Origin of the sequence: Candidatus Nitrotoga sp. AM1P, assembly GCF_013168275.1 — a bacterium.
In the GTDB taxonomy this organism is placed as follows: domain Bacteria; phylum Pseudomonadota; class Gammaproteobacteria; order Burkholderiales; family Gallionellaceae; genus Nitrotoga.
Window position 1 is genome coordinate 853,335 of sequence record NZ_AP019547.1, and the last position, 18,627, is coordinate 871,961.

Sequence of the window (18,627 nt, forward strand, 5' to 3'; positions counted from 1 at the left end):
AGGCACTCAGTCATTAATAGAACTAAATTTCGTCTTCACGGAAATAACGATATTTTTAAATTGCACAAATGGTTTTATAGGGTAGCCGGGTAGGAACCTAGCGTTTTCACAAACGCGGCAACTTGCTTTAATTCAACCAGTGCGGCCGCCACTTTGGGTTCATGCTGATGCCCTTCAATATCCATATAAAACACATATTCCCACACGCCGGAACGGGCCGGCCGAGATTCCAGCTTGGTCATACTGACGCCATTTTTGGCCAACGGCGCCAATAAATCGTAGACTGCGCCTGGACGATTCGGTGCAGACATGACCAACGAGGTTTTATCCTTACCGGATAGCGCCACCTCCTGATTTCCGATGACCAAAAAGCGCGTGGTATTGCGCGCGTCGTCCTCAATATTCTCAGCCAATAATGGGATACCATAATTTTTGGCCGCCTTTGCACTTGCGATCGCCGCACTATCTGCCTGCTGTTCCAAAGCCAGAAGAATCGCCTTGGTATTGCTGCCAACTGGCACGCGCTCAACATTAGGCAAATTCGTATTCAGCCAGACTTGACACTGCCCCAAAGACTGCGAATGCGAAAACACACGCTTGATGGCAGAAAGGTCAGTCGCCCGCGACATCAAGCATTGATGCACCGGCAACATTACTTCACCACACACCCTGAGCGGGCTTTGCAACAACAAATCCAGCGTGCGCCCAATAGCACCCTCTGTGGAGTTTTCCACCGGCACCACTCCATAATGGGCCTTGCCGCTTTCTACAGTTTGAAAGACTTCATCTATCGAAACACACGGCTTACTCAGCACTGCGTGACCAAAACGTTTCTCGACTGCTTCCTGGCTGAAAGTTCCACTGGGCCCTAAATATGCAACACAAAGCTGCGTTTCCAATGCACGGCAGTGCGACATAATCTCGGTAAATAATTGCGTGATACTCTGATTCGGCAAAGGACCGGAATTATTGCTAACCATACGCTGCAATATCTGCGCCTCGCGCTCTGGTCGCAGCACCGTGTTTTCACTTTTAAGATGGCCGATTTGGCTTGCCAGCGCCGCGCGCTGGTTGAGCAACTTGAGCAAATCTTCGTCAATACTGTCGATTCGATCGCGGTATTTCTTGAGTTCCTCACTCATTGCTCATACATCCTATTACTTAAGCATCCAAGGGCAAGTCGCGTACCATGAGCACACCCGGAATGGCGGCAAGCTGCACGATCATCTCAGGAGGTGTGGCGATATCTGTATCGACCAGGGTATAAGCCATCTCACCACGCGACTTGTTTATCATATTGTGAATATTAATGCCTGCTCCAGCCAATGCAGTAGAAATCTGCCCGAGCATATTCGGCACGTTGGCATTAGCGATGGCGATACGGAAAGATGATTCGCGCGGCATATTAACATTCGGGAAATTCACCGTATTGTTTAGATTGCCGTGCTCCAGATAGTCGCGTACTTGCTCCGCCACCATTACCGCACAATTGTCTTCAGCCTCTTGCGTAGACGCACCCAGATGAGGCAGCGCAATAACTGCTGGATTGTCCTGCGTCTTCTGCATGGGAAAATCGCAAACATAATAGCGAATACGTTTGGCGGCGATACCGGCCAGCACTGCGTCTTCATCCACGATACCATCGCGCGCAAAGTTCAACAGCACGCTTCCTGGTTTCATCGCTTGTACGCGCTGGTCATTAATCAAACCTCGTGTAGCATCCAGCAAGGGAATGTGCAGCGTAACGAAATCGCTCTGCTTAAGCAGATCTTCTATGCTGTGCGCTTTCCTCACCTGCGAAGGCAGCCCCCATGCTCCTTCCACGGTAATGTCAGGATCGTAACCCACCACTTGCATGCCCAAACCAATGGCGGCATCCGCCACCAGACGGCCAATGGCGCCCAAACCAATAATGCCCAAGGTACGACCACGCAATTCAATACCTGCATAATGCTTTTTGCCATCCTCGACCAGCTTGTGCAGCGTAGCGTCATCACCCTTCAAGTTGGCGGTGAAATGCAGCGCAGCAATCATGTTGCGCGAAGCCAGCAACATACCTGCGATAACCAACTCCTTCACTGCGTTGGCATTAGCACCCGCAGCGTTAAAAACCGGCACGCCCCGCACATTCATCTTTTTCACTGGCACATTATTAGTACCCGCGCCCGCGCGGGCGATGGCTTTTACACCAGCCGGAATATTCATCTCCAGCATATTGTGCGAGCGCACCAGGATCGCATCGGGTTCCGCAATGTCACTGCCAACAATATAATTTGCAGCGGGCAGACGGTTTAAACCCACCGTTGAAATTTTATTTAACGTCAGTATCTTAAAAGTTTTAGCCATGTTGCTTTGCAAAATGTGTTATGAAATCAACCAATGTCTGCACACCTTTCAGCGGCATCGCATTGTAAATAGAAGCGCGCATACCACCGACAGAACGATGCCCCTTCAATTGCAATAGACCGTGCGTATCTGCCTGTTTGAGAAACTCGCCATCCAGACTGGCATCTTTCAGGGTAAACGGGACGTTCATGCGTGAACGATCCGACTTGACCACCGGGCAATTGTAAAAACTATTGCTAGCGTCGATCGCCTGATACAGCAGGTTTGCTTTCCTGATATTGGTCTGCTCCATCTGCGTCAATCCGCCATTGCGCTTGAGCCACTGAAATACCAGCCCCGCCATGTAAATACCGTAAGTGGGGGGCGTGTTATACATTGAATCATTGTCGGCATGGATCTTGTAATCCAGCATAGTGGGCGTATTCGGTGACACATGACCAATCAGGTCTTCACGCACGATAACAATACACAACCCAGCGGGCCCAATGTTTTTCTGCGCTCCGGCATAAATCAAGCCATATTTAGATACATCAATCTGGCGCGATATAATGTTAGACGACATATCTGCCACCAAAGGAATGTCACCGGTTTCCGGAACCCAATTAAATTCGACTCCGCCTATCGTCTCATTCGACGTGTAATGCAAGTAGGCTGCATTCGGATCACGCTGCCACGTATCAAACGCCGGCACATTAATGAAATTCTTGTCCGCGCCACTGGCCACTATATTTACGTTGCTAAATTTTTTAGCCTCGGCTATGGCTTTCTTGGACCATTCACCGGTATTAACGTAATCAGTGGAAGATTTGCCACTTAGCAGATTCAGCGGAATCATGGCGAATTGCAAATGCGCTCCGCCTTGCAGAAATAGCACCTTGTAATTAGCCGGGATTGCAAGCAGCTCACGCAAATCGTTTTCCGCCGCAGCTGCGATACCCATAAACTCTTTGCCACGGTGGCTCATTTCCATAACTGACATGCCACTGCCATGCCAGTCCAGCAACTCCTCACGTGCCTGTTGTAATACCTCATGCGGTAAGACTGCAGGACCTGCGCTAAAATTATAAATTGCCATAACTTGTCTATTCTTTAAATCTAGTCTTTAATCGGTTTGATTAAATGGGAAAGATCTTCCGGCTCAGGATCGGCAATACGGCTCAAGCCCGCCAGTTTATCGTCTTTACCTAAATTAATTAATGTCACGCCCTGCGTGGAACGGCTCATTTCACGGATTTCCTTGACCCGAGTGCGGATTAGTACGCCATTCGTACCAATCAACATGATTTCATCTTCCTCGTTTACCAGGGTAGCCGCGACCACCTTACCATTGCGGGCAGAAGTTTGAATCGCAATCATGCCCTGAGTACCGCGACCATGGCGTGTATATTCTGAAATTGGCGTGCGCTTGCCGTAGCCGTTTTCGGTCGCAGTCAATACTGCTTGGCTTTCGTCGCCCGCCACCAGAAGCGCAATTACATGGTGCTTCGCGGCCAGCTTCATGCCGCGCACGCCGCGCGACACACGCCCCATGGAACGCACATCATTTTCGTCGAAACGTACCGCTTTGCCCCCATTGGAAAACAGCATTACGTCATGCTTGCCATCAGTCAATGCCACGCCAATCAGATAATCACCTTCATCCAGGTTAATGGCGATAATGCCAGCCTTGCGCGGGTTAGCGAAATCAGATAACGCGGTCTTTTTCACCGTGCCTTTGGCGGTGGCAAAGAATACATATTGATCGCCCGAGAACACTTTTACCGGCAGAATCGCGTTAATCTTCTCGCCACTCTCCAGCGGCAACAGATTAACAATTGGCCTACCGCGAGCGGTACGGGCACCCTGAGGTACGTCATACACCTTGATCCAGTACACTCGGCCCCGGCTGGAAAAGCACAAAATATAATCGTGTGTATTGGCGATAAACAGGTTATCTACAAAATCGTCCTCTTTAGGAGGAGCAGCCTGTTTACCCCGTCCACCACGCTTCTGCGCTACATATTCCGCTAATGGCTGCGCTTTCATGTAACCGCCATGCGACATCGTAACCACCACGTCCTCCGGCGTAATCAAATCTTCCATACTCATATCTTGTGTATGAGTGACAATTTCGCTACGACGCTTGTCGCCGTATTGCGCTTTAATCGCAACCAGCTCGTCGATGATAATTTGCGTTACGCGCTCTGGCTTGGCCAAGATATCGAGCAAATCGATAATCTTATCCATCACTTCGCGATATTCGCTGACGATTTTATCTTGCTCCAGCCCAGTTAAACGCTGCAAGCGCAGCTCCAGAATCGCTTGGGCTTGTATGTCCGAAAGCCGATAGGCGCGCTGCTCACCCTGCCCTGACATACCGAATTCCGGCGCCAGACTTTCTGGACGCGATGCATCGCTAACCCGGCTTAGTAACTCTTCGACCAGTGAAGATCGCCATGTCCGCGCCATTAAACCTTGCTTGGCAATCGCAGGCGTCGCGGCCGCTTTAATCAGCGCAATGATTTCATCCACATTGGAAAGTGCAACGGCCAAACCCTCTAGAATATGGCCTCGATCTCGCGCCTTGCGCAAGTCAAATATCGTGCGCCGCGTTACTACTTCGCGCCGATGACGCAGGAAAGCATCCAGGAATTGCTTCAAGTTAAGCAGCTTGGGCTGACCATCGGTCAAGGCCACCATGTTCATGCCGAAACTGTCCTGCAGCTGGGTCATTTTAAACAGTTGATTGAGTATTACTTCCGGCACTTCATTGCGCTTTAGTTCAATCACAGCACGCATTCCGGACTTATCCGATTCGTCGCGAATTTCGGAAATTCCCTCGATTTTCTTTTCGCGCACCAGCTCGCCAATTTTCATTAGCAAGGTGGCTTTATTCACTTGGTAGGGCAATTCATCGATAATGATGGCTTGGCGGTTATTTCCCTTTTCGATATCTTCGAAATGAGTGCGCGCACGCATTACCACACGCCCGCGACCGGTTCGGTAACCTTCCTTCACGCCTGCCAAACCATAAATAAAACCCGCAGTTGGAAAATCGGGCGCGGGAATATATTCGATCAATTGCTCGATATCCAGATCAGGGGTTTTCAGTAGCGCCAGACAGGCATCAACCACCTCGCCTAGATTATGCGGCGGAATATTAGTTGCCATACCAACGGCAATGCCGGTTGAACCATTGACCAACAGATTAGGGAAACGCGCCGGAAACACCAGCGGCTCATGCTCGGAGCCATCGTAATTGGGCCCGAAATCCACGGTCTCCTTGTCCAGATCGGCCAACAACTCGTGGGCAATACGCGCCATGCGAATTTCGGTATAACGCATCGCCGCCGCGTTATCACCATCCACCGAACCAAAGTTACCCTGACCATCCACCAAAGGATAACGCAGCGAAAATGTCTGCGCCATACGAACGATAGTGTCATACACCGCCGTATCTCCATGCGGATGATATTTACCGATCACGTCGCCCACTATGCGCGCCGATTTTTTGTAAGCCTTGTTCCAGTCGTTGGATAGCTCATGCATGGAAAACAACGCACGACGATGTACCGGTTTAAGACCATCACGCACATCAGGCAAGGCGCGTCCAACAATCACGCTCATTGCATAATCGAGATACGACTTGCGCATCTCATCTTCAAGACTAACTACCAGAATTTCTTTAGCGAATTGTTCCATAGGTATAGCGGGTGCTCTAAAATTTCTTGTAAAACAATTTGTAAGTTTAACATGTCCATCTCAAGCGAGACAAAACATAATTTCTTTGCTGCCCAGAACCTGAAATTAAGTCGCCTGACTGGCTGGCGGTTAAAGACAAGTTTTGTTACATTCTGTCCTTCATTCCGAATTATGGGCACATCATGACCAATGCTGATCCGCTTGAACTGGAAAAATTTAGTCAGCTCGCCCACCGCTGGTGGGATTCCAATAGCGAATTCAAACCACTACATGAAATCAACCCGCTGCGTCTGAACTATATCAACCGTATCGCGGCCCTGACCGGCAAAACTGTACTGGATGTAGGCTGCGGCGGCGGCATCCTGTCGGAAAGTATGGCCGCACTTGGCGCGCAGGTAACGGGCATTGACCTGAGCGACAAGGCGCTGCAAGTTGCCAGACTACACTTGCTGGAAAGTGGCCAGCAGGTGAACTACCGCAACATCGCCGTGGAAGACCTGGCGGCAGAACAGCCAGGCCACTATGATGTGGTCACTTGCATGGAATTACTCGAACATGTGCCCGATCCATCCAGCACCGTGGATGCCTGCGCGAAACTAGCCAAGCCGGGCGGTCATGTATTCTTTTCCACTTTAAACCGTAACCCGAAATCTTACCTTTTCGCGGTGATCGGCGCGGAATATTTACTTCATTTGCTGCCGCGGGGCACGCACGATTACGCTAAATTTATCAAACCGTCCGAACTCGCACAATTTTGCCGCAATGCAGGTCTTAATATAAGCGACATCAGTGGCATGAGTTACCATCCCCTCCATAAAACCTACTCACTCGGCCAGAACACTGACGTCAACTACCTGCTCGCCTGTCGTCGTGACTAGTGCCGTCCTGTTCGATCTCGACGGCACTTTTGCGGACACAGCACCCGACCTGGGCGCGGCCCTTAACCACCTGCTCAACCTGCATGGCAAGCCACCTTTGCCTTTGAAAACAATCCGTCCACAAGCATCGCATGGCACTCTTGGCTTACTAAAACTAGGTTTTAACATTGAACCAAATGCGCCAAGTTTTGCGGGTTTACGCGATGCCTTCCTGGATTATTATGCTAGCCATATTTGTGTCCACACCACCCTGTTTCCTGGAATGGCAGAACTGATCGAAATACTGGAACAACGTGGTTTGCCGTGGGGCATTGTTACCAATAAACCCCATCGCTTCACTCTACCGCTAATGCAAGCGCTGGGCTATGCGCAGCGCGCTGCCTGCCTGATCAGCGGCGATACATGTACGCGTGCCAAGCCCTTCCCGGATCCGCTACTGAAGGCCAGCGAATTGCTAAAAATCGTGCCACAACACTGCCTATATCTGGGTGATGACAAGCGCGATGCGGAAGCAGCACAGGCTGCCGGAATGCGCTGCATCATCGCACGCTATGGCTATCATGACTCCTCCCTGGAGGAATTATCCAACTGGCCTGCCCAAGGCGGAATTGATTTACCTTCTCAACTATTACAATATTTAAAAGATTGAAAAATCTGTTAATTTCACGAGGTGAATACAGAAGATATAGATAGACAAAATGATTACTGTAACAGACTCAGCCCTCTTTACAATATATTTGTACAAAGGCAAGGGAACTAATATTGTCGGGTCGACGTTTTCATATCAATTGCATTCAAATGTAACGTGCATAATATAACCTTGCGTTGATCGCATCATGACCAAAATTATCTGCAAGATTTCCATCTTACTATTCATCATTCTCCCGATAATCACCATCATTGCGGGACAGACTGGCTTATTCAATGGAAAACGCCCAACCGATCTTGGCCTGCGTGATGGCAAGCTAAAAGCACCCCTTGCAGAATCATCCAATAGCATCTCCAGTCAAGCGGCACTACATCCGCACAGCGACTACCACATCATTGCTCCGCTAGCATATCAAGGCGACGGTAAAGCAGCCTTTGTCAAACTAACCAATATAGTGCGCAACATGAATAACACAACGGTGATTTCCGCAGAACCCACTTATTTATACGCCGAATTCCAGAGCCGACTAATGAAATTCACCGATGACGTAGAGTTTGCGCTCGATGAATCGACTGGCGTTATTAACATGCGCTCTGCGTCACGCCTCGGCAAGAAGGATTTTGGAGCGAACAGGAGGAGGCTGGAAGCTATCCGGGCGGCATTCGGGAGTTAACACCAGCCTTAGAAACCTACACCCATTAAAAATTTATGCACCTGAATCATTCCAGTTGAACTTGGGTATGTGTCAAGCAGGCATTCAGATGTTGACGGGCGTAATTATGTCCGCATCGCGGACACATCCATAACCACAAAACTAGCAAGCTCATTATCAAAGAAAAGTGAAAGTTGAAATGCTCATTCGTACATCATCTTGATAACCTGCGTTGAGATAAGTAATTTGAGCCGCGTAACAATGTGCGATGTGGTACGGTATGCGCCATACTGTAAAGGATGATGAAGTGACAAAATTGTGGACACAGTCAGACAAACTATGTAGCTTGCTCAAGACTGGGGCAGTAAGAATGCTATGCGCAACAGCTATAACGCTGATAGGTTTAAACATTACGGGGTGCACCATCCCGAAACCGATCCCGGTTGTTGCAGCCGCCCCAATTCCGCCGCATGAACCCAACGAGGTACAGCAACGTGAAATCGAGCGTCTGCAACAGCAGCTGGCGGAAAAAGAAGTGTTAATCCGAAACTTGAACGCTCGTCAACAGGGCCAGGCCAAAGCGTTACAAGAAACCACCAGTCAAGTCACTCGCGAACAGGTGCGGCTACGGCGACTAGCTACACAGCCTGGTGCCGCCTCATCTATCGCGGAAGTAGAAGTCGCTCTGGCAAGTTTGAAATCATCCCAGATCACAACACCCGAACAAACACTACAAGCACAACGTCTCCTTGATGCCGCTACGGCGTCCTACGCCAAAGGAAACTACGGCACAGCCATGGATCACGCCGCACAGACACGAGAATTTATCGACATGGTGAAGGATAACCGCACCCGCAAGGCGTCAGACCCACGTCTTGCGATGGTACCATTCAATGTCCCCATTCCGTTACGCGCCAAGAGCAACATCAATCTGCGCCGAGAACCATTCGGCAGTGCGGTTAAGTTTGGTGCACTAAAAAAAGACTCCGCGCTAACTGCGCAGGCCTATCTGGGTGACTGGCTACACGTGCAGACCAGTGATGAGCGTTTTGGATGGGTACTAAACACTCTGGTGGAGGTGCGGGTGACTGATCTTAATCACTAGCCCTACTATGTCACAAACGTAATATCGGACTTATCCACCATAATATAGAGCTCGCTAAATCCGCGATTACACATTAACTATTATGGTTGGTTATTGAATTCGCCCACAGTAAGACTAATAGTCTATTCAGATAAATGGCTTAGCTGACTCCTAAAGATTTACTCTGGCGTGTCGAGATATCCGATAGGAGGTGTTATGCAACATCAGAAAATGTGGGAACTGGCCGAGTGGATAGATTTTCTCAGTCAAGTCGATATTCCGGTATTGAAACAAACCGCACGCAATCTGTCTGCATTGCGCCAACATGAAAAAAACCTTAGTGCGCGAGGTGTTGCCCATATTATCAACTTCGACCCCATGATGACCGTCAAGCTGCTGCGCCATCTGCAGCAGCAAAAGCACGCCAGCCAAGAGCATGAAGTGATGCAGGTGGATCAAGCATTAATGATGTTGGGTCTCGATACATTTTTTAAAAAAGTGCCGGCAGAACCACTGGCGGAAACAGTTCTAAGCGGGCAGATGGATGCCTTGAGCTGTTTGTTGCGAGTAATACACCGTTCAAACCGCGCATCCACTTTCGCTGTGGATTGGGCAGTGCGCTTGAGTGATATGCATTTTGAAGAAGTTCGCATCGCTGCGTTGTTATTTGATATTGCCGAACTGCTAATGTGGTGCTTTGCACCTGTAGATATGCTGAAAATCCGTGCCCTGCAGCAACAGGATAGAACATTGCGTAGCAATGATGCGCAGGAACGGGTGTTGGGCTTTACATTGTTTCATTTGCAATCTGCATTGGCATTAAAATGGTCACTACCCAAGCTGTTGATCACGCTGATGGATGGCGAATGTGCCAATCAACAACGCGTGCGTAATGTCTTTCTCGCCGTCAATCTTGCGCGCCATTCTGCCAATGGCTGGAATGATGCGGCTCTGCCCGATGACTATGCTGATATCGGCAAACTCCTGCATATGCAGCCGGAAGAAGTGAAGGTTATGGTTGGTGCGCAAGAGAAAAACTAATGCGCTCCTGACAAACTGAACTCCTGATTTTTTTCAATGAAAAATCCTTCACCCACTCAGTAGGTTAAATTTTTTGTAGCTGCCGCGCGGTAGAGAGTACTTGTTGCGCAAGATTGTGGGCTAAGCAATCAAATTCGATAATTTCCGGCATGCCGCGCAGCCAGGTAAGCTGTCGCTTAGCCAGTTGACGCGTAGCGGCGATGCCTTTGTCCAATAACTCTGTTTCGTTTATTTCACCGGCGAGAAACTGCCATGCCTGACGATAGCCCACGCAGCGCATGGAGGGCAGGTTAGGATGCAGCGAATATTTTTCTTTAAGTGTAAGCAATTCATCTACCAAGCCGAGTTTAAGCATGGCAACAAATCGTGTGGCGATACGTGCATGCAACTTGCTACGTTCACTTGGAATAAGTGCAATCTGCATGACGTGATAAGGCAACGGATATTTGTTTTGCTGCTTGAATAGCGCGGACATTGGTTGGCCGGAGAGTTGATACACTTCCAGCGCACGCTGGATACGCTGCGCGTCGTTTGGCTTTAGAAGTGCCGCCGTTTCCGGATCAACCTGGGCCAATTCTGCATGCAGAGCAGGCCAACCGAGACGGTCGGATTGCTCGTCCAAAGCGGCACGCACTTTAGAGTCGGCCTGCGGTAGTTCATTCAGACCAAAGCGCAAGACACGGAAATACAACATGGTACCGCCCACCAGCAAAGGAATGCGTCCGCGTTGAGTGATGTCATTCATTAAACGCAGTGCATCATGGCGAAAAGCGGCGGCGGAATAGGCGTTGGTTGGATCAATTATATTGATCAGGTGATGCGGCGCATGAGCGAGGACGACAGCCTCGGGTTTGGCAGTACCGATATTCATATCCCGATACACCAGCGCGGAATCAACGCTAATAATTTCTACTGGTAGCTGCTGGGCCAGTTCTACAGCCACCTGGGTCTTTCCGCTGGCGGTAGGCCCCATAAGGAAAAGAGCGGGAGGCAGTGTGTTCATTTTCCTCGCATGAACAGCGTATCCAATTCTGCAACACTCATTTGAAACCAAGTCGGACGACCATGATTGCACTGGCCGGATCGTTCTGTACGTTCCATTTCACGCAGGATATTATTCATCTCAGGCACGCTAAGAGTTTGATTGGCCCGCACTGCGGAATGGCAGGCCAGCGTAGACAACAGTTCGTTGCGTCGTTCGGTCAGCACTCTAGTAGCACCATATTCACGCATTTCATGCAATACATCACGTGCGGCAGCTTCGGCGTGAGTCTGTTTAAGCATAGCCGGCATGGCCCGCACTGCCAGCGTTGTCGGCGACAAGAGAGCGATATCAAAACCAAGTTGCGTAATGGCTACGTGCTCTTCCTCGGCTGTGGCAATGTCCAATGCCTCGGCAGCGAAGCTCACCGGGATGAGTAGCGGTTGCATGGGTATTTGTTGCCCGTCAAGTGCCGTTTTAAGTCTTTCGTATACGATACGTTCGTGGGCGGCGTGCATGTCCACCACCACCAGCCCATGTACGTTTTGCGCCAGAATATAGATGCCGGCAAGCTGTGCTAGCGCAAAGCCAAGCGGCGGAACTTCAGTTTCTGATAAAGAAGATTGAGAGTGAACGTTTAACAAGAGCGCGTCATTTAATTTTTCCTCCTCCCCTCCCCTGCTTTCTTTCTTTCCAAAAAGAGCATCGTAAAAAGCCAGCGGCTGTGATGCCATGGGCAGCCGTAGAGGCTGCTGCATTGGCTGTTGTACCGACATGGTTCGTTGCACAGATGAAACCTGGGTTAGTTGATTTGATAGGTCAGACGTATTTTCTGTCAAAGCTACGGGCGTGCTCAGCACTTGTTGCAGCGTATGGAACACGAACTGATGAATGGCCTGGCTCTCACGAAAGCGAACTTCGCTCTTGGCTGGATGCACATTCACGTCCACCAATTCTGGTGGCATATCTAAAAACAGTACAAAGGCAGGATGACGCTGGTGATGAAGGATATCCTGATAGGCTTGTCGGATGGCATGAGCGACTACCTTGTCGCGGATAAAACGTCCATTCACAAAAAAATATTGAGCTTCGCGTGATGCTTTCGAATAAGCAGGTAGAGAAGCCATGCCATATAAATGCAATCCAGCTGCCTTGCGTGAGACAGGCACCGCACTTTGCCCAAATTCTTTGCTTAATAGGGCTTCGATGCGCTTTGGCAATGCATCTGATTTTTCTTCCCCATTTACTTCAGAAAGCTGGGAGATCGACATAAGAGGTGAATAGCTTGAGCGGGGTAGCGTGGGTAATTGCCACATAATACGGTTATTGTGTTGCAGGCTGAAGGCGACATCCGGACGCGACAGTGCGATGCGCTTGAAGGTTTCCTCACAATAAGCGAGCTCGGTGGCTTCGGATTTAAGAAATTTGCGTCGCGCCGGGGTGTTGAAATACAGCTCGCGTATTTCCACGCTGGTGCCCTGAGCATGCGCAGCAGGAATAACTTCACTCTGTGTGCCATCCCCGGATTGAATCTGCCAAGCATGTGGGCTGTCCGTCTTGCGGCTGGTAAGCGTTACCTGCGCCACTGCCGCCATGCTGGCCAAAGCCTCGCCGCGAAAACCCATGCTGGCGACGCGCTGCAAGTCGGCTAGTGAGGCAATCTTACTGGTCGCATGGCGCATCAGGGCGAACGGTAACTCTTCTGGCGCGATACCCTTGCCATTATCGCGTACACGCAGCAGCTTTACGCCGCCGCCTTCCAGCTGCACGATGATTTCAGTGGCACCCGCATCCAGGCTGTTTTCCAGCATCTCCTTAAGCGCGGCAGCAGGACGTTCGATAACTTCGCCCGCAGCGATTTGGTTGATGAGCAAATCAGGTAATAGCTGTATGGCGGGCATATAAAATAATTAAGGTTGCGGACAGCGAATTATAACTTTTTCATGCTATGGCAGTGCGGTGCCGAAGATAAAATCGTATAATCCTAGGTTGATAAAAATTATTATTGCCCGGTATAGCCGGGGTTTTTTAATATGCTTGGGACTAGAGCGCAGAAGTTTTGTCCGCATGTAAGCAAGGTGTCTCGCTTGCAGCTGGGTGGATGACCTCCCCGCTTTAATTCACAGCGCATAATAAATTTAGGAGTTTGCACTGCATGGAAAGCTTAAATTCTCAGCAACGTAGCACAGGTACTGATAGTGGAGTCGCTCCGCCCCCAGTTTTAAAATTGGGATTCGGAATGAAATTTGAAGATCTCTACAGCTGCGATGGGTTACCCCGCATCGATTCGTGCTTCCTGGCCGAACTTGCTGAAGACGAACCATTGCTGGCGGAAAAACTGGCGACGGCGCGTAATGCACCAGACCATCTGACACACCTGGAAGAATCACAGCTCATTATTAATCTGGCCCCACATCTGGAAGATTTTCTTGGTCAACTATTCAATATTCAGAACGCAGTTCGAGAGTTAGCAGAGCGACACAATGAGCTAGCACCGTTATTTCACTGCAAACGTATTTTTGTCCAGCGTAAGGCAGTACAGAAATATAAGACAGCGGATGCTGCGGCTTTTGATGACGACGACCTCAGAGCCAGGTTGTTGCAGGCTTTCGGCGGCACCACCAGTGAAATGGACGAATTGCTTTTTGCCCGTAAAGTTAACAGCTGGCTTGATGCCGAAACAGAAAATATTGATCGAATCGATATAGCTATGCGGTATGCGGCCTGGGCTGTGCATACCACCGCAGGAAAAAAGCGTCATGGGCAGGGTGTATTGTTCAGGGTTCCTGCCAAGCTCGATTTTCAGCGCCTGGTGCCTATCATTCCAGTTGAGAATATTTCCTATACTGCGCATCGTCTCGCGGATAGTCATCTTCGCCATCGCGAAGGTTTTGCCCTGACGGACAAAGGCACAGACTTGGCGGGTGCCTTGGGTGAAGCGAATTACTGCATTTGGTGCCACGAGCAAGGCAAGGATTCCTGCTCGGTCGGTATGCGAGAAAAAACCGGGGTGGATGGTTCTCCACCCCCATTTAAGAAAAGCGTTTTCGGCATTCCGCTGGCGGGTTGCCCTGTGGATGAAAAAATTTCAGAATTTCATAAGGTTAAAGCGTCCGGTTTTGCACTAAGTGCGTTGGCTATCATCGCGGTAGATAATCCGATGTGCGCTGCAACGGGGCATCGTATTTGTAATGACTGCATGAAATCTTGCATTTATCAAAAGCAGGAGTCAGTAAACATTCCACAGGCTGAAACCCGGTCATTAAAGGATGTTCTTGAGCTGCCGTGGGGTTTTGAGATTTATAGCCTGCTCACCCGGTGGAACCCCCTCAATATTCGTCGCCCCTATCCGCATGCTGCCACCGGTAAACGTGTACTTGTAGTAGGTATGGGTCCAGCCGGTTTTACGCTGGCACATCATTTGATGAATGACGGCCATGCCGTTGTCGGTGTCGATGGATTGAAAATCGAACCATTGCCTGGTGATTTATCTGGCGTGGATGCAGGCGGCAATCGAGTGGAATTTAGCCCGATATACGATGCAAGTATATTGACAGAACCACTGGATAATCGGGTTATGGCCGGTTTTGGCGGGGTGGCCGAATACGGTATTACGGTTCGATGGGATAAGAATTTTCTCAAAATCATTCGCCTGCTGCTGGAGCGGCGCGCACAATTCGCGCTGTTCGGCGGAGTGCGTTTTGGCGGAACCATTACTGCTGAAAGTGCTTTTGAGCTGGGTTTCGATCATATTGCACTAGCTGCGGGTGCTGGTCGTCCGACATTGCTCGATATACCAAACGGTATGGCATGCGGTGTTCGCACTGCGTCAGATTTTCTTATGGCATTACAATTGACGGGGGCCGCCAAGCCTGACTCCATCGCTAACATGCAAGTCCGCTTGCCAGTTGTGGTAATCGGCGGTGGCTTGACCGCAATTGATACTGCCACGGAATCACTTGCCTATTACCCGGTGCAAGTTGAGAAATTTCTTTGCCGCTATGAAATGCTGGTAGCAGAAAAAGGTGAGGCGACATTGCGCAGCATGTGGTCGGCTTCTGAAGCAATTATAGGCGATGAATTTTTGAGTCATGCTCGGGCTATACGCGCGGAGCGGGCCCTAGCCTCGATCGAAGGACGTAACCCCAATATTCTTCAGCTTATCAAATCATGGGGGGGCGTCACTTTGGCCTATCGCAAGCGCCTGATCGACAGCCCTTCATATACCCTCAATCATGAAGAAGTAGAAAAAGCTCTGGAGGAAGGAATTTATTTTGCCGAAGGCTTGACCCCAGTGCGGGTAGAAGTGGATGCAAATGGCGATGCGACCGCCATGGTGGTGATGAACCAGATATTAGATGCCGAGGGCGCCTGGCAGAAAGCCGGGCAAATACACCTGCCGGCGCGCACCATCTTTGTAGCTGCGGGCACCCAACCGAACACAGTGCTGGCACGCGAATTTCCAGAATACTTCAAGCTTGATGGACGTTACTTCCAGGCATGTGACGAACAGGGGGAACCAGTAAGACCAGAGCGTAGCAATGCCAAGCCGGCCAAGGCACACGTGCTGCAGTACAAGTACCATGATGGTCGTTTCGTCAGCTTTTTCGGTGACTTGCATCCTTCATATTCCGGTAACGTAGTCAAGGCCATGGGCAGTGCGAAGCAGGGTTATCCGGTGCTCAGCAAGGTGCTGTCACAGGTTGCCGCTGCAGCCAAAGAGAATAATCAAGAATTTCTTGCACGCCTGGGCAACGATCTGCGCGCCACCATACATCAAGTGGTTCGTCTTACCCCTAATATTGTCGAAGTGATCGTCAAAGCCCCTGCCGCGGCGCGCAGCTTTCAACCGGGGCAGTTTTACCGTCTGCAGAATTACGAGACTCATGCCGCACAAGTCGAGGGTACGCGCATGGTTATGGAAGGTTTAGCCCTGACCGGCGCCTGGGTTGATGCCGAGCAAGGCTTGCTCTCTACTATTGTGCTGGAAATGGGCGGCTCATCGCAGTTATGTACCATGCTGAAGCCCGGTGAACCGGTAGTACTTATGGGGCCAACTGGTACGCCCACTGAGATTGCTCCGGGGGAAATAGTGTTGCTGGCTGGTGGAGGCTTGGGCAACGCCGTACTATTTTCCATCGGCAAGGCATTCCGTAGCGTCGGCTCTAAAGTACTTTACTTTGCCGGCTACAAAAAAATGATAGACCGCTACAAAGTAGACGATATCGAAATGGCCGCCGATGTAGTGATTTGGTGCAGCGATGAAGCGCCCGGATTTATACCAAATCGTCCCCAAGACCGAACTTATGTAGGTAATATCGTGCAGGCCATCAAAGCCTATGCCAGCGGTGAATTGGGCCAGCCAGACATCGCGGTGAATCAGGTCGATCGCATCATTGCGATTGGTTCAGACAGGATGATGGCCGCAGTTGCAGCGGCCCGTCATAACGAACTGAAACCCTATATGAAACCGGATCACCACGCCTTTGGTTCCATCAATTCACCCATGCAATGCATGATGAAAGAGATTTGCGGTCAGTGCATTCAGGAGCACTTCGATATTTCGACCGGGGAAAAAACCTATGTATTTTCCTGTTTCAACCAAGATCAGAGACTAGACTGCGTAAATTTCCCCGGGTTGAATGCCCGGCTCAAGCAAAATACCGTGCAGGAAAAACTTACCGCACAATGGATAGCGCATTGCCTGGAACAAGATGACATATTGACAGGCACATCTTGATGATAAAATTATCTAATTATGGGTTCATGTGCCCGGTATACCCGGGCCTTTTTAAAAGGGGAGATGTTTCATGCGTATAGGTATTCCTACGGAAACGCACGCAGGTGAAACACGTGTCGCGGCAACACCCGAAACGGTAAAAAAAATGCTGGCCGCTGGTCATGCGGTCATGGTGCAGCGGGGTGCCGGAGCAGGAGCGAGCATTCCCGACGCAGACTATCAGGCATCAGGTGCCACCTTGGTCAGCGCCGCGGAAGTTTATGCTCAAGCGGAGATCATGCTTAAAGTGAAAGCTCCGACTGGAGACGAGCTGGCAAAGCTGGCCGCCAAAACTGTGTTAATCGGTTTACTTTCACCTTCTCAGGCGGATTTGGTTGCAGCCTACGCCAAGCAGGGCATCACCGCTTTTGCCATGGAAAAGCTGCCGCGGACGTCACGCGCGCAAGCTATGGATGTTCTGTCTTCGCAAGCTAACATTGCCGGGTATAAGGCAGTGCTGGTGGCGGCTAATTTATATAAACGGTTTATGCCGATGTTAATGACGGCTGCCGGTACGGTGAAGGCTGCACGCGTAGTGATATTAGGTGTGGGTGTGGCTGGTTTGCAAGCTATCGCTACCGCCAAGCGCATGGGTGCGATAATTGAGGCCTCCGATGTGCGTCCTGCTGTAAAAGAACAAGTGGAGTCCTTGGGTGCCAAATTCATTGATGTATCTTATGAAACGGATGAGGAGCGTGAAATTGCCCAAGGCGTTGGCGGTTATGCCCGCCCCATGCCCGCCAGTTGGATGAATCGTCAAAAGGTGGAGGTTGCCAAACGTGTGGCACAAGCAGATATTGTCATTACCACTGCCTTGATTCCCGGTAAAACCGCACCAGTGCTGGTAACTGAAGATATGGTCAAATCCATGAAGCCAGGTTCCGTGATCGTGGATATGGCTGTTGAAGCAGGCGGCAATTGCCCATTGTCCGAGTTAGGAAAAACGGTGGTTAAACATGGCATCACGTTGGTGGGTGAAGACAACCTGCCTGCTTTGGTTGCTGCGGATGCCAGTGCTTTATATGCACGCAATCTATTGAATTTCCTAAATTTACTATGCGATCCCAAAAACGGCGGGAAGACGAATATTAATCGTACTGACGACATTATCGCCGGATCGCTGTTGTGTATCGACGGAGAAGTGGTTATTAAATAAATACTTTAACCCCTCCCCTCTGAAAATGAGCTGGGAAAGGTTAAGGCTTGCCAATCTCAACATAGGAGTTTTGAAATGAGTAGTGCAATTGATCCTGTCATTATCAATCTGACCGTATTCGTATTGGCCGTGGTGGTCGGCTATCACGTGGTATGGAATGTCACGCCTGCGCTACATACACCGCTAATGGCAGTGACCAACGCAATTAGCGGCATTATCATCGTCGGTGCCATGTTGGCGGCGGGACCTGAGCAACTCGACGCCGGCACAGTAATGGGGCTAGTCGCAGTTATGTTGGCGGCAATTAATGTATTCGGTGGTTTTCTGGTAACACAGCGCATGCTGAGCATGTTCAAAAAGAAAAATAAATAAACTCAGA

General features: G+C 50.0%; 14 protein-coding genes. 8 read left to right on the forward strand and 6 right to left on the reverse strand.

Annotation, left to right across the window (positions count from 1 at the left end; genetic code table 11):
* Positions 1-74: 74 nt before the first annotated feature.
* From pheA to gyrA, 4 genes are read right to left on the reverse strand one after another with little or no spacing between them, the layout of a single operon-like run.
* On the reverse strand, positions 75-1,142 hold the full coding sequence (gene pheA, locus W01_RS03810; protein ID WP_173052272.1) for a prephenate dehydratase: 1,068 nt from the start codon (positions 1,140-1,142) through the stop codon (positions 75-77).
* A 19-nt stretch (positions 1,143-1,161) separates the two neighbouring features.
* Positions 1,162-2,346, reverse strand: a complete 1,185-nt coding sequence (locus tag W01_RS03815; RefSeq protein WP_173052273.1) for a phosphoglycerate dehydrogenase — start codon at positions 2,344-2,346, stop codon at positions 1,162-1,164.
* A complete protein-coding gene (gene serC, locus W01_RS03820) occupies positions 2,339-3,421 on the reverse strand; it encodes a 3-phosphoserine/phosphohydroxythreonine transaminase (RefSeq protein WP_173052274.1) in 1,083 nt (360 codons plus the stop codon). Before serC ends, W01_RS03815 begins: the two co-directional genes overlap by 8 nt.
* 20 nt (positions 3,422-3,441) lie before the next feature.
* Complete coding sequence (gyrA, locus tag W01_RS03825) at positions 3,442-6,027, reverse strand: DNA gyrase subunit A (protein ID WP_173052275.1); 2,586 nt, start codon at positions 6,025-6,027, stop codon at positions 3,442-3,444.
* Positions 6,028-6,209: 182 nt separating this feature from the next.
* On the opposite strand from gyrA, the gene ubiG reads away from it, so the two are divergent.
* The 5 genes from ubiG (at position 6,210) to W01_RS03850 (ending at position 10,331) form a co-directional block, all read left to right on the forward strand.
* Positions 6,210-6,905, forward strand: a complete 696-nt coding sequence (ubiG, locus tag W01_RS03830) for a bifunctional 2-polyprenyl-6-hydroxyphenol methylase/3-demethylubiquinol 3-O-methyltransferase UbiG (RefSeq protein ID WP_173052276.1) — start codon at positions 6,210-6,212, stop codon at positions 6,903-6,905.
* Complete coding sequence (gene gph / locus W01_RS03835) at positions 6,898-7,554, forward strand: phosphoglycolate phosphatase (protein ID WP_173052277.1); 657 nt, start codon at positions 6,898-6,900, stop codon at positions 7,552-7,554. The genes ubiG and gph overlap by 8 nt, the downstream gene beginning before the upstream one ends.
* A gap of 187 nt (positions 7,555-7,741) precedes the next feature.
* On the forward strand, positions 7,742-8,227 hold the full coding sequence (locus tag W01_RS03840) for a DUF1499 domain-containing protein (RefSeq protein ID WP_173052278.1): 486 nt from the start codon (positions 7,742-7,744) through the stop codon (positions 8,225-8,227).
* 286 nt (positions 8,228-8,513) lie between these two features.
* Positions 8,514-9,311, forward strand: a complete 798-nt coding sequence (locus tag W01_RS03845) for a hypothetical protein (protein WP_242007027.1) — start codon at positions 8,514-8,516, stop codon at positions 9,309-9,311.
* Between the two features lie 195 nt (positions 9,312-9,506).
* Positions 9,507-10,331, forward strand: coding sequence for an HDOD domain-containing protein (locus W01_RS03850; RefSeq protein ID WP_173052279.1), 825 nt, complete (start codon positions 9,507-9,509; stop codon positions 10,329-10,331).
* 64 nt (positions 10,332-10,395) lie between these two features.
* Here W01_RS03850 and miaA read toward each other — a convergent pair whose 3' ends face one another.
* Together miaA and mutL are read right to left on the reverse strand one after the other, a co-directional pair.
* A complete protein-coding gene (gene miaA, locus W01_RS03855) occupies positions 10,396-11,334 on the reverse strand; it encodes a tRNA (adenosine(37)-N6)-dimethylallyltransferase MiaA (protein ID WP_173052280.1) in 939 nt (312 codons plus the stop codon).
* Positions 11,331-13,214, reverse strand: coding sequence for a DNA mismatch repair endonuclease MutL (gene mutL / locus W01_RS03860; RefSeq protein ID WP_173052281.1), 1,884 nt, complete (start codon positions 13,212-13,214; stop codon positions 11,331-11,333). Before mutL ends, miaA begins: the two co-directional genes overlap by 4 nt.
* 338 nt (positions 13,215-13,552) lie before the next feature.
* On the opposite strand from mutL, the gene W01_RS03865 reads away from it, so the two are divergent.
* From W01_RS03865 to W01_RS03875, 3 genes are all read left to right on the forward strand, one after another.
* Positions 13,553-17,053 (forward strand): FAD-dependent oxidoreductase, encoded by a 3,501-nt coding sequence (locus W01_RS03865; protein ID WP_242007028.1) that lies wholly within the window; start codon positions 13,553-13,555, stop codon positions 17,051-17,053.
* Between the two features lie 70 nt (positions 17,054-17,123).
* Positions 17,124-18,248 (forward strand): Re/Si-specific NAD(P)(+) transhydrogenase subunit alpha, encoded by a 1,125-nt coding sequence (locus W01_RS03870; RefSeq protein WP_173052283.1) that lies wholly within the window; start codon positions 17,124-17,126, stop codon positions 18,246-18,248.
* Between the two features lie 75 nt (positions 18,249-18,323).
* Positions 18,324-18,620, forward strand: coding sequence for an NAD(P) transhydrogenase subunit alpha (locus W01_RS03875; RefSeq protein ID WP_173052284.1), 297 nt, complete (start codon positions 18,324-18,326; stop codon positions 18,618-18,620).
* Positions 18,621-18,627 lie beyond the last annotated feature (7 nt).

What these genes read in the sequence shown, in the direction of transcription:
- W01_RS03865 (WP_242007028.1), top strand. Translation starts at nt 13,553, where the DNA reads ATGAAATTTGAAGATCTCTACAGCTGCGATGGGTTACCCCGCATCGAT.
- serC (WP_173052274.1), bottom strand. Translation starts at nt 3,421, where the DNA reads ATGGCAATTTATAATTTTAGCGCAGGTCCTGCAGTCTTACCGCATGAG.
- pheA (WP_173052272.1), bottom strand. Translation starts at nt 1,142, where the DNA reads ATGAGTGAGGAACTCAAGAAATACCGCGATCGAATCGACAGTATTGAC.
- W01_RS03815 (WP_173052273.1), bottom strand. Translation starts at nt 2,346, where the DNA reads ATGGCTAAAACTTTTAAGATACTGACGTTAAATAAAATTTCAACGGTG.
- W01_RS03870 (WP_173052283.1), top strand. Translation starts at nt 17,124, where the DNA reads ATGCGTATAGGTATTCCTACGGAAACGCACGCAGGTGAAACACGTGTC.
- W01_RS03875 (WP_173052284.1), top strand. Translation starts at nt 18,324, where the DNA reads ATGAGTAGTGCAATTGATCCTGTCATTATCAATCTGACCGTATTCGTA.
- W01_RS03840 (WP_173052278.1), top strand. Translation starts at nt 7,742, where the DNA reads ATGACCAAAATTATCTGCAAGATTTCCATCTTACTATTCATCATTCTC.
- mutL (WP_173052281.1), bottom strand. Translation starts at nt 13,214, where the DNA reads ATGCCCGCCATACAGCTATTACCTGATTTGCTCATCAACCAAATCGCT.
- W01_RS03850 (WP_173052279.1), top strand. Translation starts at nt 9,507, where the DNA reads ATGCAACATCAGAAAATGTGGGAACTGGCCGAGTGGATAGATTTTCTC.
- ubiG (WP_173052276.1), top strand. Translation starts at nt 6,210, where the DNA reads ATGACCAATGCTGATCCGCTTGAACTGGAAAAATTTAGTCAGCTCGCC.
- gyrA (WP_173052275.1), bottom strand. Translation starts at nt 6,027, where the DNA reads ATGGAACAATTCGCTAAAGAAATTCTGGTAGTTAGTCTTGAAGATGAG.
- miaA (WP_173052280.1), bottom strand. Translation starts at nt 11,334, where the DNA reads ATGAACACACTGCCTCCCGCTCTTTTCCTTATGGGGCCTACCGCCAGC.